13 protein-coding genes are annotated in these 14,787 nt (G+C 45.2%); all 13 read left to right on the top strand.

Features of this window, described 5'->3' with window-relative positions; genetic code table 11:
- Positions 1 to 18: 18 nt before the first annotated feature.
- The gene (locus MHH89_RS21100) at positions 19 to 1,170 is read left to right on the top strand and encodes a glycerate kinase family protein (RefSeq protein ID WP_076222377.1); all 1,152 of its coding nucleotides are present in this window, start codon (positions 19 to 21) and stop codon (positions 1,168 to 1,170) included.
- Between the two features lie 109 nt (positions 1,171 to 1,279).
- Entirely contained in the window at positions 1,280 to 2,314 is a 1,035-nt protein-coding gene (locus MHH89_RS21095; protein WP_076181893.1) for a CdaR family transcriptional regulator, read from the top strand.
- Between the two features lie 92 nt (positions 2,315 to 2,406).
- Positions 2,407 to 3,762 (top strand): MFS transporter, encoded by a 1,356-nt coding sequence (locus tag MHH89_RS21090; protein WP_254848694.1) that lies wholly within the window; start codon positions 2,407 to 2,409, stop codon positions 3,760 to 3,762.
- Between the two features lie 67 nt (positions 3,763 to 3,829).
- Positions 3,830 to 4,048: a hypothetical protein gene (locus MHH89_RS21085; RefSeq protein ID WP_036682196.1), complete on the top strand. Its 219-nt coding sequence runs from the start codon at positions 3,830 to 3,832 to the stop codon at positions 4,046 to 4,048.
- A 28-nt stretch (positions 4,049 to 4,076) separates the two neighbouring features.
- A complete protein-coding gene (locus MHH89_RS21080) occupies positions 4,077 to 4,766 on the top strand; it encodes a hypothetical protein (RefSeq protein WP_076124098.1) in 690 nt (229 codons plus the stop codon).
- Positions 4,763 to 5,965 carry a glutathionylspermidine synthase family protein gene (locus MHH89_RS21075; RefSeq protein WP_076282170.1) on the top strand — a complete coding sequence of 401 codons (1,203 nt, stop codon included), beginning with the start codon at positions 4,763 to 4,765 and terminating at the stop codon, positions 5,963 to 5,965. The genes MHH89_RS21080 and MHH89_RS21075 overlap by 4 nt, the downstream gene beginning before the upstream one ends.
- A gap of 69 nt (positions 5,966 to 6,034) precedes the next feature.
- Positions 6,035 to 6,628 (top strand): hypothetical protein, encoded by a 594-nt coding sequence (locus MHH89_RS21070; protein WP_232061559.1) that lies wholly within the window; start codon positions 6,035 to 6,037, stop codon positions 6,626 to 6,628.
- The gene (locus MHH89_RS21065; RefSeq protein ID WP_038573772.1) at positions 6,625 to 7,017 is read left to right on the top strand and encodes a DUF350 domain-containing protein; all 393 of its coding nucleotides are present in this window, start codon (positions 6,625 to 6,627) and stop codon (positions 7,015 to 7,017) included. Before MHH89_RS21070 ends, MHH89_RS21065 begins: the two co-directional genes overlap by 4 nt.
- Positions 7,018 to 7,104: 87 nt before the next feature.
- Positions 7,105 to 8,118 carry a potassium channel protein gene (locus tag MHH89_RS21060; RefSeq protein WP_076181897.1) on the top strand — a complete coding sequence of 338 codons (1,014 nt, stop codon included), beginning with the start codon at positions 7,105 to 7,107 and terminating at the stop codon, positions 8,116 to 8,118.
- A 137-nt stretch (positions 8,119 to 8,255) separates the two neighbouring features.
- Positions 8,256 to 10,301, top strand: a complete 2,046-nt coding sequence (locus MHH89_RS21055) for a catalase (protein WP_076278262.1) — start codon at positions 8,256 to 8,258, stop codon at positions 10,299 to 10,301.
- Positions 10,302 to 10,470: 169 nt separating this feature from the next.
- The gene (locus MHH89_RS21050) at positions 10,471 to 11,625 is read left to right on the top strand and encodes a glycosyl hydrolase family 8 (RefSeq protein WP_340033798.1); all 1,155 of its coding nucleotides are present in this window, start codon (positions 10,471 to 10,473) and stop codon (positions 11,623 to 11,625) included.
- 31 nt (positions 11,626 to 11,656) lie between these two features.
- A complete protein-coding gene (gene wsfD, locus MHH89_RS21045) occupies positions 11,657 to 13,210 on the top strand; it encodes a glycan biosynthesis hexose transferase WsfD (RefSeq protein WP_076124090.1) in 1,554 nt (517 codons plus the stop codon).
- Positions 13,207 to 14,760: a hypothetical protein gene (locus MHH89_RS21040; RefSeq protein ID WP_340033797.1), complete on the top strand. Its 1,554-nt coding sequence runs from the start codon at positions 13,207 to 13,209 to the stop codon at positions 14,758 to 14,760. The genes wsfD and MHH89_RS21040 overlap by 4 nt, the downstream gene beginning before the upstream one ends.
- The last annotated feature ends 27 nt before the right edge of the window (positions 14,761 to 14,787 follow it).

Genomic DNA, 14,787 nt, shown 5'->3' with positions numbered 1-14,787 from the left:
AGAAGGGACGGATATTCTATGAATAAAGACTTTGTCATCGTATTGGCACCGGATTCTTTCAAGGAAAGCATGACAGCCAAAGAAGCTTGTGAAGCCATGGAAAAAGGCATTCACAAAGTAAATTCTAATATTACTTGTATTCATGTACCCATGGCAGATGGCGGCGAAGGAACGATGCAGTCCTTGGTCGATGCAACGGAAGGTACAGTATATATAACAAAAGTTAAAGGGCCACTGGGCAATGAAGTTAGCGCATCCTACGGAATCACAGGAGACGGGCTGACAGGGGTGCTGGAAATGGCTAGTGCGAGTGGTATTCAGCTGGTATCCCCTGAGACACGTAACCCGTTGATTACAACCACCTACGGGACAGGACAATTAATCAAAGCATGTCTGGATCGTGGGGTCAGCAAGCTGCTGATCGGTATCGGTGGCAGTGCCACCAATGACGGAGGCGCCGGGATGGTGCAGGCATTAGGCGGCAGGCTGCTGGATGCCGAAGGCAATGAGCTGTTGTTTGGTGGTGGTGAGCTCGGCAGATTAGCCCGTATTGATCTGAGTGGATTTGACCCTCGCCTTAAGGAAGTACAGGTTGAAGTGGCTTGCGACGTTACGAATCCATTATGTGGTCCGACCGGGGCTTCCAATGTATTTGGTCCGCAAAAAGGGGCTACTTCGGATATGATCAAACAGCTGGACAGCAATCTGCATCATTATGCGAGTGTCATCAAAGAGCAATTGGGTTTCGATATTATAGATATGCCTGGTGCTGGTGCAGCGGGTGGCCTTGGGGCAGGACTGGTGGTGTTCTTAAACGGAATATTAAAAAAAGGCATTGAGCTTGTGATCGACTATACTGGACTTGAAGAAAAAGTGCAGCAGGCGGACATGGTGTGGACCGGGGAAGGAAGCATCGATTTCCAGACCCAATATGGCAAGACTCCGCTTGGCGTTGCTGAGGTAGCTAAGAAATATAATAAACCTGTGCTGGCTTTTGCGGGACGGATCGGCGATCAGACGGAAGTGCTGTATGATAAAGGGATTGATGCTATTTTTGGGATCATGCCAGGTGCAGCTTCATTGGAGGATGCCTTGAATAAAGGGCAAGAGAATCTGGAAAGAACGGCTGAGAATGTGGCTAGGTTAGTCATGTTGAACCAAGGAAGCTGATTGAATTATACAAAGTGATAGAGGGGCTGACTGAACGGAGTCAGCCCCTTTTTTCTTTTTTAAGGTAGAAGCTTTCTGAGTAGAATATAAAGGGACAGGAGGTACAGACATGAAGATATCGAAATCACTCGCAGGACAAATAGCACAAGAAATGATGAGCGTAGTTCCTTATAACATTAATGTTATGGATGAGAGCGGCTTTATTGTAGGAAGCGGAGATCTGAAACGGGTCGGAACCTTACATGAGGGAGCGAGAATAGCCATTCAAAGTGGGCATGTCTTTGAAGTGTACGAGGATGGCAGCGGCATGAAGCCGGGGGTGAATGAACCCATTATTATAGATCATAAAGTTTTGGGTGTGGTAGGTATTACGGGACATCCAGATGAGGTTAGGCCGTTTAGTAAGCTGGTCAGAGTCACTACTATATTACTTATTGAGCAGGAAGCAAGGAACAAGCTGGAACAGGATGAGCGAGTAAAACGTGTGAAATTTTATCATGAATTGTCTTATCGTAAAGAAGCATATGATCTTGAGTTTCTGGAACGGGCGGGCAGCTATGGGCTTGATCTTAAGAAAAAATGCTGGGCGATCCTAGTGGAAGGCGATGTGAACGGAAAAGAATTCAAAAATGTATTTAGGTCCTATCCACATTACTGGAATTTGGAGAATGATAAGGCGGTTTTTTTTATAACGGATGTTTTTCTTTATAAAGAGCTCATAGGAAAACTAAATTCATGTGCGAATGTGGGGCGAATAGGTTCTGGCGAAGCAGAGGAGTTAGCTGCTTATTCACTTGAACAGGCCCAGGCGGCGATTAGTGTTGGTAGTAGAGTCGACCCGCTCAAGATACTGTACACTTATGAAGAACTAAGATTCTTAATTCATCTCTCCTATGACGGGGCAGAACGGCCCGGGACGATTTATGCTCTACTGGATCAGTCGGGCGATAAGACAGGCCTGATTGAAACACTGCAAGTATTTATTGCTGAGAATGGGGACCATAATCGTACTGTACAGAAGCTGAATATTCACCGAAATACACTGAACTACCGGCTTAATCGCATTCATACATTAACGGGCAAAAATCCACGCAACTACATGGAGTTGTTTGAATTGTTGTGCGGATTGATGTGGCGTAAGTAGTCTAAATCCCCCTATTCCAATTGCCATCCTGATTTTATAGGCATAAACTTAGATAAGCTTGTATAGATAAATTAGGACAGGGATGGATAGGAATGAATGAGAAAGTAGTAATGAATGATAAAGTAGTCATGCCATTATGGACCATGTGCCTTTTTATCGTAGTGATGAACACAACGATGTTTAATGTATCACTTCCAACCATTATTCAGGATCTCCAAATTTCTGCTGATCTAGGTTCATGGGTAATTTCGAGCTATTCGATTGGATATGCTTTATCGACGGTTATTTATAGCCGCTTATCAGACGTGGTGCCGATTCGGAGACTTTTGACCGTTGGCTTAATTACTCTCGGGTTGGCCTCAGTGTTTGGATTATTTGCGCATGACTTTAATACATTATTGATAACGAGAATAGTACAATCTGCTGGCGCGGGTGCGATGGCTGGATTGGGTCTCGTACTGGCTAGCCGTTATGTGCCTATTGAAAGACGTGGTGCGGCTATCGCCATGATCTCCGCAGGGAGTGCAATGGCCTTTGGTTTGGGCCCGATTTTTGGTGGTGTCATCAGTCAGTATTTTGGCTGGAACGGGTTATTCGGAATTACTTGCCTTGTGCTTGTTGTATTGCCAGTACTGCTGCGGTTATTACCTAAGGAACAGCCGAAGCCTGCAAGCTTTGACGTTATTGGGGCGGCGCTGACCGTTGTAAATGCAGCAAGTCTGCTGGTAGCCGTAACCACCCAATCTCTGGTATGGTTGGCAGTGGGCGTAGTGTCTATTATCGTGCACGCTTGGTATTTGAAGAAGGCGAAGGAATCCTTTATTAACCCGCAGCTGCTAAAAATGCCGGGATACTTGAAGCTAGTTACCATAGGCTTTTGTATTCTGGTGCTGAACTTGGGGAATTTGTTCCTGATGCCGCTTGTGCTCGCTAATCTGTTTGGTAAATCCGCGTTGATGATTGGTTTGTTTATCGCACCAGGTGCGTTATTATCCGCATTTCTTACCCGTTTTGTTGGACGTTTTATTGACCGGTATGGCAACTTGCGCTTCTTAATCATAGGGCATTGTATTCTTGCCGCTGTTATGGCTGCATTTGCGCTGAACCTTTCTGTATCTCCTGTAGTTCTTCTGCTTGGTTATCTTTGCTTCTCTCCGGCCTTCTCGGCGACAATGGCATCCTTAAATAATGAAGCTTCTCGGGTTCTTCCGCGAACTTGGATTGGTTCAGGTATGGGGCTTTTACAACTGATTCAGTTCTTTGGAGGTTCTGTATCTGTTGCGGTCTGTGGGCTGTTGCTGCATGCTCAGCGTGATCTTGCGCCGGCAAAAGCCTATGAGCATGTATACGGACTGTTGCTCCTTGTCAGCTTGTGTTCGTTAGGAGTTCTCCTTTTATATAGACGTTCTTATTCCAAAAGTAATGCTGGGCAATCTATACAAGCTTAGAACTGAAACGAAAAGGTGATAAAAACGTATCAGATGCTATAGCAGATATAAGGAAGGAATGGTAATAATGGATAACGGGATGAGTGTAGTTTTAATCGAAAAAATGCCAGAAGGTGATCTACGAGTGATTGAAGAGCGTACGTGGAGCATGAATATGATAACTGCACTTGAACATGTCAATTATATAGTGGTGGGCAGTAAGGAATATGAGGCGGTTGAAGGACGACTGAATGTGGATGAAGGCAAGCTGGAGCTTTTGCTTGTTCCGATGCACACTGAGGGATAGAAGATCATCAGGGAAGGAGAACCTTACGATGGCTAAAGAAGAAAGGGATAAGGAATTGCCTGCATCAAAATTATTTACCGCAGATGGCAAACCCATCCGTGTATTATCAACATCGCTAGGCATAGCCTTATTAGCGAATGCTATGTTTATTCCTGGCGGAGCGGGAGCTAGCGCGAATACTTCTGCGGGCGAACCACAGCTAGTCTCTTGGTCTAATGAAGAGGTTAAAGCTTATTTTGATAAAAATGTGGATTGGAATATTCCCTACCCCGAAGAAGGTACGAAAGAGGTAGAGGAGCAAGGCCAAGGCGTAGTAACTTCAAACGGAACAACGGTAGTGAATAACTATGGCGGTTATCATTCAGGTTTTGGCTGGACGGATTTGCTTCTGTATCACATGTTGTTTAACAGCGGTGCCAATTACTCCTCCAGAGGATGGGCTAAGGACCGTCCTACCTATTATGGAGGCACGAGAACCACTTATAAACCACCTACTTATAGCAGCGAAAAGTTCCAGAATAAAAAGGTGCCCGGTTCTGTAGTGAAACCTAAAACCTCAACCTCATCCACGGGTTCCATCACGAGAAGAGGTTCCTCTTCAAAGAACGGAATCGGTGGCACTTCCAGTGGCTTAAACTCTTCGAAGAACTCTAAATCAAGCTCAGGCTCGAAATCTTCATCGAGATCTGGTTCCAGCAAGAGTGGTTTCGGCGGATGAGTGATCAGCAGAGCGTGTTTGAGATTCTAGATTTGTCTGATCTGGAGCGGGGCCCACGGGTACAAGCGCTGCATGAGCTTGGGTTCACTTGGGCAGATCTAGAGGAAGAAGAGTACTGGATGGATGCAATAGCTGTGATGCGCAGCGACATTTATAAAGAGCTTGAGGAAGCCTCCGCAAAGCTATGGGCTATCCTCGATAAAGCGGTTCGGTATATACATCTAAAACGCGATTTGTATGAGCTGCTGGGCATTCCTCCTGTTCTTTGGGAGATGCTTGATGGGTTTCCTATTCCGGAAGAAGGTCTAATCAGTCGGTATGCAAGGTTCGATTTTGCGATAGCTAATGATGGAACCATCAAGCTTCTGGAACTGAATGCCGATACACCTACAGGTTATGTGGAGGCTTCCATAGCAACACCTTGGATCTGTGAACAGGCGGGTGTGACTAGTCCAAATCATGCGATGAAGGAACAACTTGCCGCAGCCTGGCAGATAGAACGACCAGATACCGCAGCTTGTGTTGCTTATGGCTCTCATCTTGAAGATTCGGGTACGATTGAAGCCTTGGCCAGACATAGCGGGCTTACTATTCAGTGTGTGGATTGTCTCGATCTGTGGGTCGATGAGGGCATTTTGAAGGACGGGGAGGACCTGGTGATAAAGCGGATGTTCGCCCTATATCCTAAAGAGTGGATGGCCGTCGATGAGGGTGGAGATGCACTTGCCTATGCTGTTGAACAGGGAAATCTTCAGCTTTTTAATGGACCACACAGTATCCTGTTGCAGTCTAAGGGATTGATTGCAGCTGTGTGGGGAATGTATGAGCTTGGCTTATTATTTGACAATGAAGAGCGTGAAGCGATCTCACGTTATATTTTGCCGACTTATAATAAGCCTGTGTTCTCTGGCAGCTTTGTGTCCAAATCTGTATTTGGCCGCGAAGGCGGTTCTGTACGTCTCTTTGACGATAGTGGAACTCTAGAAATTGAGGACGAAGAGGGTTATGATAGCAGTCAGCTTTTTCCCTCTGTATATCAAAAAAGAGCTGAACTAGCCCGAATACACACCGCCAAAGGTGAATTCCACCTACTGACAGGCATGTTCGTGATTAATGGGAAGCCGTGTGGGCTGCTCGGCCGGGCTGGCGGACTGATTACGGGCAATGCCAGTCATTTTATCGCGTTGGGAGTGAGATAGTTGGATAAAAGTAAGGCTATAAACAAGTCGTCTACTAGATTAGTAAAGGCCCGGATCGGGGCTTTATGTATGATGCTTCTAACGGTATTGCTGCTTAGTGCATGTTCCAGTAATCAGGGGAGTGTGTTTGATTCAGGCACTGCCGAAACTTCTGACAGTGTTGCACGGGTACCTTGGGATTACCGGGTTGTGGAGAGTACTGTAGGTGATCTAATTGGTAGCGATATGACGGTGTTGCCGGATAATGAGCTGCTGCCGAATGATGAGAATTATGCTACTGGCGATAAAATATGGACACTGCAGTTCATGGACGCTGAGCTGATCACAGATGCCGACCAACGCAATGAAGTCCGCCTCTCTTCCTGGACGACCATTAAATCGTATCCCGATGAAAAAACAGCAGTCGAGGATCTTACCAACCTTAAGGTATCGGTAACTACAGATGTTGATCTTGTAGGAGTATACAAGACAAAATATAATGAGAAGACAAGAAACTTTGCCGTCCTCGAGCTGCCTTCCGGCAACCGGATCAAGCAGCCGATAGACGATGAGCGTTATGCAGCATTAGAGAAAGAAAAGACCGCTTCCGTAGTCCTTGAGGAAGTACATGATTTCGCCGATTATGACTCGGCATATGCGAAATTTCGGGGGTGGGCAAAGTGACGATTGTTGTTAATTTAATAGTCAGTATATTTGTGATTATTCTTCTGCAATTGTTGGGTATGGTTATCTTTGGCTTGATGACCCCGTTCAAGGATATGGAAGAGCTGAAAAAAGGGAATGTGGCTGTAGCTCTAGCGCTTGGAGGCAAATTTCTCGCTACAGCAATTATCATTGGAGTAGCGGCGTATACGAATACCTCTATTCTGCATATGATCATTTGGTTTGCTGTCGGTTATGTGTGCCTCATCGCTGCTTATTGGATTTTTGAATTGGCAACCCCAAGCTTTAAAATTTCAGAACATCTGGAAAAAGGCAATGTGGCAGTAGGCACCATGCTCTGCTTGGTGTTTATCGGCACAGCATTTGCAGTCAGCAGTTTGATTGTTTAGTTCACAAATCGCAGATGGACATTAATAAGGCTGCCCTCAGTAATAACCTCGAGAGGCAGCTTTATTAATGTGAGGAAGGGATGGCAGATGCATTTTTTTCTGAGAATATCCACCAGGATGATGCGTTTACGCAAACGGTCGATCGGTCTGATTATTTTGATCTTTATAATTCTTAGCGCATCGATAGCTTACCTGCTTGAACCGAGTACATTCCACAACTGGTTTAATGCCTTCTATTGGGTTATGACAACGATGGCCACCGTTGGGTATGGGGATTATTTTGCCGAGACGGTAGTGGGTAAGCTATTCACCATGTTTCTATATATTTTTGGGATTGGTCTTCTCAGCTTGGTTATTGGCAAGGTCATTGACTCTATTGCAGAGGTGCAGAGAAGGAGAGGAGCAGGAACATTGAGCTTCCGGGGAAAGGATCATGTGATATTAATCAATTGGAGTAAGAAAGCGCAAGCTGCGGTAGATGAGGTGTTATGCTATTCACCTAAATGTCATATCGTCATCATTGATGAGATAGGACGGCATCCGCTGGAGCATATGGAACAGGTCCACTTTGTAAGCGGTGATGCTTCCAGCGATGAGATTCTCCTTAAAGCTAACATACACGAAGCCAGGGCAGCCATTGTGTTCGGAGACACACGGATTGATGAAGCATCGCTAATTGACGGGAAATCTCTGCTTATCGCCTCCAGCATTGAGCGCATAGCGCCACAAGTACATACTACCGTAGAAATTATGCAGGAGAAGAATATACAGAATTTCAGGCATGTTCAGGTCAATGAATTCGTTCTGTCGCATGATGCCATTTCTAGATTGGCTGTCCGATCCGCTCTGCAAGAGGGGAATTCAGAGGTGATTACGCAGCTGCTGAGCCGCCAGTATGGGGATGATATTTATGAGATTCCAGTGAATAGTGCATGGAAGACCTATGGGCAGGCGTTTCAGGAATTGCTCCTTCAAGGTGCAACTTTACTCTCGGATCGTAGTGACCTTAGCATCAATCGCAAGCTGGACCAGCCTATTCCTAAAGAGGCTAGATTATATATTGTTTCGGATGAAGAGACGTATCGGAGAATTAAAGGTTAGGTCAGTGATAAGCGAGTAAAGCGGATTTTCGGGAGAATGGCTTCTCGGAATTCCGCTTCTTTTTGTTTGCCGTTCCTTCCTTAAGGGTAAGAGATGAATATTATCGTTACTCTACCTTTCGGAAGGAGCCATTGTTAATGAGTGAACAGCAAAAAGTGAACGGAAATAGCAAAAATGAGCAACTGGAACAGTTTCGCAGTAAGGACGAAGGTCACGCTTTAACAACCAATCAGGGATTGAAAGTGTCCGAGGATGAGTTCTCCCTAAAAGCCGGTGACCGGGGGCCAACCTTGCTGGAGGATTTTCATTTTCGGGAAAAAATGACCCATTTCGATCACGAGCGGATTCCTGAGCGGATCGTGCATGCACGCGGATTTGCCGCCCACGGGGAGTTTGAAGTATATAAATCGTTGAAAGAATATACGAAGGCGAAATTCCTTCAAGATCCGTCCGTGAAGACCCCGGTGTTTGTCCGGTTCTCAACGGTAGCAGGATCACGGGGTTCAGCCGAAACTGTGCGGGATGCCCGGGGCTTCTCGACCAAATTTTATACCGAAGAAGGCAATTATGATTTGGTAGGCAATAATATGCCGGTCTTTTTTATACAGGATGCGATTAAATTCCCTGATCTAGTGCATGCGCTTAAGCCGGAGCCGCATAATGAAATGCCTCAGGCAGCATCAGCCCATGATACCTTCTGGGATTTCATCGCCAATAATCAGGAATCGGCCCATATGGCGATGTGGCTGATGTCTGACCGCGCCATTCCACGCAGCTTCCGGATGATGGAAGGGTTTGCAGTTCACACCTTCCGTCTGATCAATGAACAGGGGAAAGCGCATTTTGTTAAATTTCATTGGAAACCAGTACTTGGTGTACATTCTTTGGTGTGGGATGAAGCACAGAAAATATCCGGAGCGGATCCTGACTTTCACCGCCGTGATTTATGGGAATCGATTGAAGCCGGCAACTTTCCGGAATACGAGCTGGGCATTCAGCTTCTTAGTGAAGAAGACGAATTCAAGTTTGATTTCGATGTGCTGGACCCTACAAAGCTATGGCCAGAGGAAGACGTGCCCGTGCAGATCGTTGGGAAAATGACCTTGAACCGCAACGTGGATAATGTTTTTGCCGAAACGGAGCAGGTGGCTTTCCACCCCGGACATGTAGTGCCAGGGATTGATTTCACCAATGACCCCCTACTTCAGGGCAGATTGTTCTCTTATACGGATACCCAGCTGATTCGGCTTGGGGGTCCTAACTTTCATGAATTGCCGATTAATAGACCGGTGTGTCCTTTCCACAACAACCAGCGTGACGGATATGGGCGGCAGACGATTAATCAGGGCACTGTGAGTTATCATAATAATTCTCTGGCCCAAAATACGCCGAGACCTGTCCCAGAGGCTGAAGGCGGTTATGTGCATTATCAAGAAAAGGTTGAGGGCCGTAAGGTACGCAGCCGGAGTAAAAGCTTTGAGGATCATTTTTCACAAGCCAAGTTATTCTGGAATAGTATGAGCCCTCCGGAACAATTGCATATTATCGAAGCTTATTCTTTTGAGCTTGGAAAGGTTAAGAGTAAGTCGGTCCGACAGCAGGTCGTAAATATGCTTGCTAACATTACCTCCGAGCTTGCTGTACCTGTGGCAGAAGCCATTGGAGTAGCGGCTCCAGAAGTTGGCGGTTCCGAGGTCACTCAAGCTTCCCCTGCCTTAAGTCAGGCTAATACGAAAAAACATCCCAACACGCGGAAAGTAGGCGTGATTATCGGAGATGGTTTTGATGAAGCTGCGGTAATGCCTGTGTTGGACACGCTTATGGGAGCTGGGATACAACCGGAGCTAATCAGTGATAAGCTTGGATTTATTAAAGGCTCAAGCGGCACAGAGCTTGAAGTCATCCATACCTTGTCCACTACAGATTCGGTGCTCTTCGATGCGATTTATGCGGCTGGTGGAAATGCGGAACGCAAGAAATTCCATAAAGATGCAGCGTTATTCCTCAACCAAGCCTATGCACATTTTAAACCTATCGCGATGACGACAATACTTGCTGAGCTGCTTGCAACAGATGAACATAGAAGCAGTCCGGGAGTCATAATAGGCGATGGTGGGGAAGTTTTCGCGGCTAGCTTCGTTGCAGCCATTACTGCCCATCGTTTTTGGGAACGTATGGAATAAAGTAAGTAGATGACAGAAAAAGGAGGATCTGCTCGTCAGAAGGCGTGTGGATGCCTCTTTTTTTCATCTAATGGTTTCATAAATTTAACATTTGGATTAAGGATGTGATGTATATTACCGTTATAGATAATACTAGGCAATATAAGCAGATGCTTAGGGAGGTGATTTTTTGAGGAAAGAGATAGCTGTTGCTGTAGTGGTACTTACAGGTTTTACAGCATTAACAGCATGTGAGCAAACAGCAATACCGGCATCAACACCCTCGCCCTCCGCAAATGTTCATACAACAGAGCCACCGAATCCTACGGGTTCGGCTAATAATGATATGGGGGACCCTTCACAGGAATTGGATGCTTTAGAGCAATTTATTGTTACGAAGCTTACCGGCTCGTCCGGTGTTTATACGAATTTAATTGAAACAGAGCAATCCGGAGAAGCAGCAAGCGGCCATGAGATTCTAAGTGAGTCTGCCTCTCTGAGGATGCTGGCAGCCGTACGGAGTGGTGAGAAAGAGCGATTTACAGAAGAATGGGCGCTGGCTAAGCAAACCTTTGATATGAAGGGTGGTTTTAGCTACCGATATAGCCCTAAACAGCAGAAATTATATCCTGTGAATGCTGCCGTTGATGACTTACGTATCATTCGTGCGCTTTATGAAGCGGGGGATACGTTTAGAGATAAACAATATACAGAAGGAGCGGCTAAGTATGGTGAGAGGTTTTATAACTATAATGTAAAAAATGGATATATGTATGACTTCTATGATGAAAATTACAAAAAAACCAACACATTCGTTACTTTATGTTATATTGATTTAGGTACAATGCAAAAATTGTCGGTTTCTGGAGAATCTCGTGACTTTTTGTTGAATAATATGAGCGTTATTCTGAAAGATGGATATTTATCAGATGAGTTTCCCTTCTATGAAACAAGGTTTAATTATGAGAGTGGAACCTATAGTTCGGAGAATATCAATACAGTAGAATCGCTACTGTCTATTCTGGCTTTGGCAGAGGTAGACCAGCAGAAATCCTCCAGCATTAATTTTATCAAGCAGCAGGTCGAGGCTGGCACATTATATGGACAATATTCGCGTGAGGGAAAGCCGCTTAACGATATTCGCTCAACAGCCATTTACGCCATTACGGCTATGATTGGTGCCGAGATCGGAGACGATGCACTCTATCGCAAAAGCATTGAAAGAATGAACGAGTTCAGAATAACCGATGCCGGCAGCTCACTGTATGGAGGCTTCGGCGATGTAGCTAGTGGCCAAGCCTATTCCTTTGACAATCTGATGGCAGCATTGGCCTATGTCTATTAATTTAAACCTATAGTAACGAAGGTGAATCTGCATGATAAACAACACGGTGAAATCACCTCTGAGGCAGGGGATGACACTCGCTAACCTACCGTTGCCATTGTCCCCGGCTTTTATCACTGCTGTTGGAGTGTTGCTTATAACCATCATCGCCTTATTTACCGCCCCGTATGTCGGAATGGCGGATAATGGTGATTTTTTTCGCAGCATCTATAGTAACGGAATTTATTTCAATCTGCCGGATTATGACGAGCAATACTTTGGTTATTTTGTAAAGCAATATGGAATCTTTCAATATTTTAATGAGAATGGCGCGACATTATTTTCTTCACAGTCCCTATTTATTCAGCTGGCCATTGGACTTAATAAGCTGTTTTTTAGCAGCGAGGTTTTCGATATCCGGTTTCAAGCAGTCATTTACACGATTTTATATGCTGCGGCGATCTACTTATTAATAGAGGCTATTACATGGGGGATGACCCGCAAGCAGGGATGGGTCACTGCAGGTATTGCTATTTTTATATTTGGAGATACCGGGTATACCGCTTATTTCAACTCCTTTTACGGCGAGAGCGTCGTGATGATCACGATGATTACTATGTTCGCAGCTTGGTTGTTGTTATATCAAAAAAGATACAATGACTATGTGCTGCTGGCCCTGTTCTTGATCAGTACGATCATCCTGACTACTTCCAAACAGCAAAATGCGCCAGTGGGTATAATCATTGCGGTTCTGGGGTGTTCAATCCTTTGGATTCGCAGGGATAAGATCTTTCGTATTCTGACCCTGGTTTCCCTTGCCTTGATCCTGTTCGCAGGTGTGTTCACTTATTTGAATATCTCGGATGAATTCGTGAATATTAACCAGTTCCATGCCATGACCCGAGGGGTGCTGAAGGATTCCTCCGATCCGGAGAAGGCATTGAAGTCATTCGATATTGATGAACAATATGCCATCTTGAAAAATAGCATTTACTACGAGAAATACGGAACTATTGATGTGAATTCGCCGATCCTCCAAGAGAACTTTTACAGTCGTTACGGATTTGTTTCGATCCTTAAATACTATATATCGAATCCGGATCAGCTTAACTCGATTCTTAATGTAGCTGCTCAAAGTGCATTCTCGATTAAACCAGCGGCGATGGGCAATTACGAGCAATCTGTTGGGAAGGAATTTCGAGCACAGAGTCACTTTTTTACTGGATACAGTCAGCTGAAAAAAGCTTTAGCACCACGAACGATAGGTTTTATCTTCCTTTGGACAGTGCTTGTCATCGGTCTGTATATGCCTTCCTTTGTAACAGCCATTAAGGCACGCAATTTTAGAGGATTGCAGCGGATGGTATTGATTGTCGCTACGATAGGCATTGGTCTTTCAGGCATTTTTGTATCGATTATCGGTGCCGGTGATGCCGACATTTCCAAGCATGAATTCTTGTTCACTTTATCTTTTGATTTGGTGACCTTTCTGACAGTATCTAGTGTGATCGGACGCAGATTCTCCAAAAATCGCAAAAAGCCGGTTAACGAGAGCCCCACCATGTCTAGTCCATTTACAAAGCCTCAAAAGGATGTGAGTGTTTGAAGCGCAGAGGGATCTTATACTGTATATTGCTGCTGACGCTGAGTTTAACCATCCTATTGCTTCCCGCCACTCCTGTTCAATCTGCTGCATCGCCACAACAAGTCTTACTGCTCTATGATAGCCTTGCCAAGGGGACCTCTAAGGATGGAAATGTGACTGAACTTCAACGTCTGCTGGCAGCTTACTCGACAAAGGTTACACTTCGAAGCCTAGATCAATACGAGCAGGGGATGCTGAAAAATTACTCCAGAGTGATCATGGTCCGTAACGAAGCGGATATTTCGATCACGAATAAATCCTACATAGAGGATTGGGAGCATTATCAGGGGCAGTATTTGCATATCGGGTACAACCCACCCGCTAGTCTAACGAAGGCGTTACAGCTAACCACTGATGTGATCTATGACGGGAGTGCTGAGCTCGAAATTGGACAGTTCTCCGGAATTCAAGCTAAGGTGCAGGATATGCCTTATATTGTAGCGAGTCAGGCGGTCAAATCCTTTGGGAAACTCTCTTTTGCGGAGGAGGGTCTGCAAGCACCGTACGCTGTGAGTAAGGGGAATGATACATATGCCCCATATTTTGAACAAGGGAATATCAGTACGCTAGGAATGGCGTATGTTCTGAAGGATTGGCTACATATCACTGCTGCTGCTCCTAAAATGTACCTTGCGATCAAAGAAATCTATCCTTTCTCCGATCTGCGACTGCTGGCAGAAACGGGTGAGCGGCTGTATCAACTGGGGATTCCGTTTCTTGCAAGTGTGCGGCCTGTGTTCAGCAATACCGACTATCCGGCCATGCAGCGTTATTTAGTGGCTATGAAAAGTGTGCAATCCAGCAATGGAAGCATTCTGGTCAATGCCCCAGTGGTGATGCCAACGATAAGCTCCGGTGACCATACGCTTAAAGGAAAGATGAATGATTTCATCAATCTGTTGGCCGAAAACGGGCTTGGGCCGCTTGGAGTCGGAGCGGAAATGCATTGGTCGTATGACAAAGAGTATTCAGAAGCGGGGATGAGCTTTTTTGATTCTGTGGTGTTATATCCAGATGAACAGATTGATTATATGGAGCAGAGCGACACCTCTAAATCCTTTCCATCCTCTTTATATAGCGTTCCGCTGGAATTTCTTCAAGCTTTGCATACATCCAATAAAGTGATACCGCATTTGCCGATGGATACTGTAATCACCGTCGACATGCCCGAGGATGAGCGTCAGCTTGAAGAAATGCTGCAAAGTCTGGAACGGAATTGGGTTTCTTTTGCCGATTATAAGCAAGAAGAGCATCAGGTCGTTACTGATCAGAACACAATCTCCTCATTAGATGGAATGATTTCTATTAATGGACAACCTCTAAGCCTGGACTATACACCGGAAACAGTGGATAGCGATTATCGCTACACAGAGGAGCAGCAAAAGAGCTTCACCCGACTTTTTAATATTCAGAATCAATTTTTTATTGTTGTGATCATGATTTCTCTGCTGCTGTTTGGCGGATTGTTGATGATCGGATACCGGTTATATCGCAGAAAGTTTTTGAAATGAGACAACTAATCGTGATTTGGAGGACCC

It is taken from the genome of Paenibacillus sp. FSL H7-0323 (assembly GCF_038002725.1).
Lineage (GTDB): Bacteria > Bacillota > Bacilli > Paenibacillales > Paenibacillaceae > Paenibacillus_AQ > Paenibacillus_AQ odorifer.
The sequence above is the reverse complement of the archived record's forward strand: the minus strand, read 5'-3'. Positions and strand labels throughout refer to the sequence as shown.

Bases quoted from the DNA above. Each gene is read 5' to 3' on its own strand.
- MHH89_RS21100 (WP_076222377.1), top strand. From the start codon at position 19: ATGAATAAAGACTTTGTCATCGTATTGGCACCGGATTCTTTCAAGGAA.
- MHH89_RS21095 (WP_076181893.1), top strand. From the start codon at position 1,280: ATGAAGATATCGAAATCACTCGCAGGACAAATAGCACAAGAAATGATG.
- MHH89_RS21090 (WP_254848694.1), top strand. From the start codon at position 2,407: ATGAATGAGAAAGTAGTAATGAATGATAAAGTAGTCATGCCATTATGG.
- MHH89_RS21085 (WP_036682196.1), top strand. From the start codon at position 3,830: ATGGATAACGGGATGAGTGTAGTTTTAATCGAAAAAATGCCAGAAGGT.
- MHH89_RS21080 (WP_076124098.1), top strand. From the start codon at position 4,077: ATGGCTAAAGAAGAAAGGGATAAGGAATTGCCTGCATCAAAATTATTT.
- MHH89_RS21075 (WP_076282170.1), top strand. From the start codon at position 4,763: ATGAGTGATCAGCAGAGCGTGTTTGAGATTCTAGATTTGTCTGATCTG.
- MHH89_RS21070 (WP_232061559.1), top strand. From the start codon at position 6,035: ATGATGCTTCTAACGGTATTGCTGCTTAGTGCATGTTCCAGTAATCAG.
- MHH89_RS21060 (WP_076181897.1), top strand. From the start codon at position 7,105: ATGCATTTTTTTCTGAGAATATCCACCAGGATGATGCGTTTACGCAAA.
- MHH89_RS21055 (WP_076278262.1), top strand. From the start codon at position 8,256: ATGAGTGAACAGCAAAAAGTGAACGGAAATAGCAAAAATGAGCAACTG.
- wsfD (WP_076124090.1), top strand. From the start codon at position 11,657: ATGATAAACAACACGGTGAAATCACCTCTGAGGCAGGGGATGACACTC.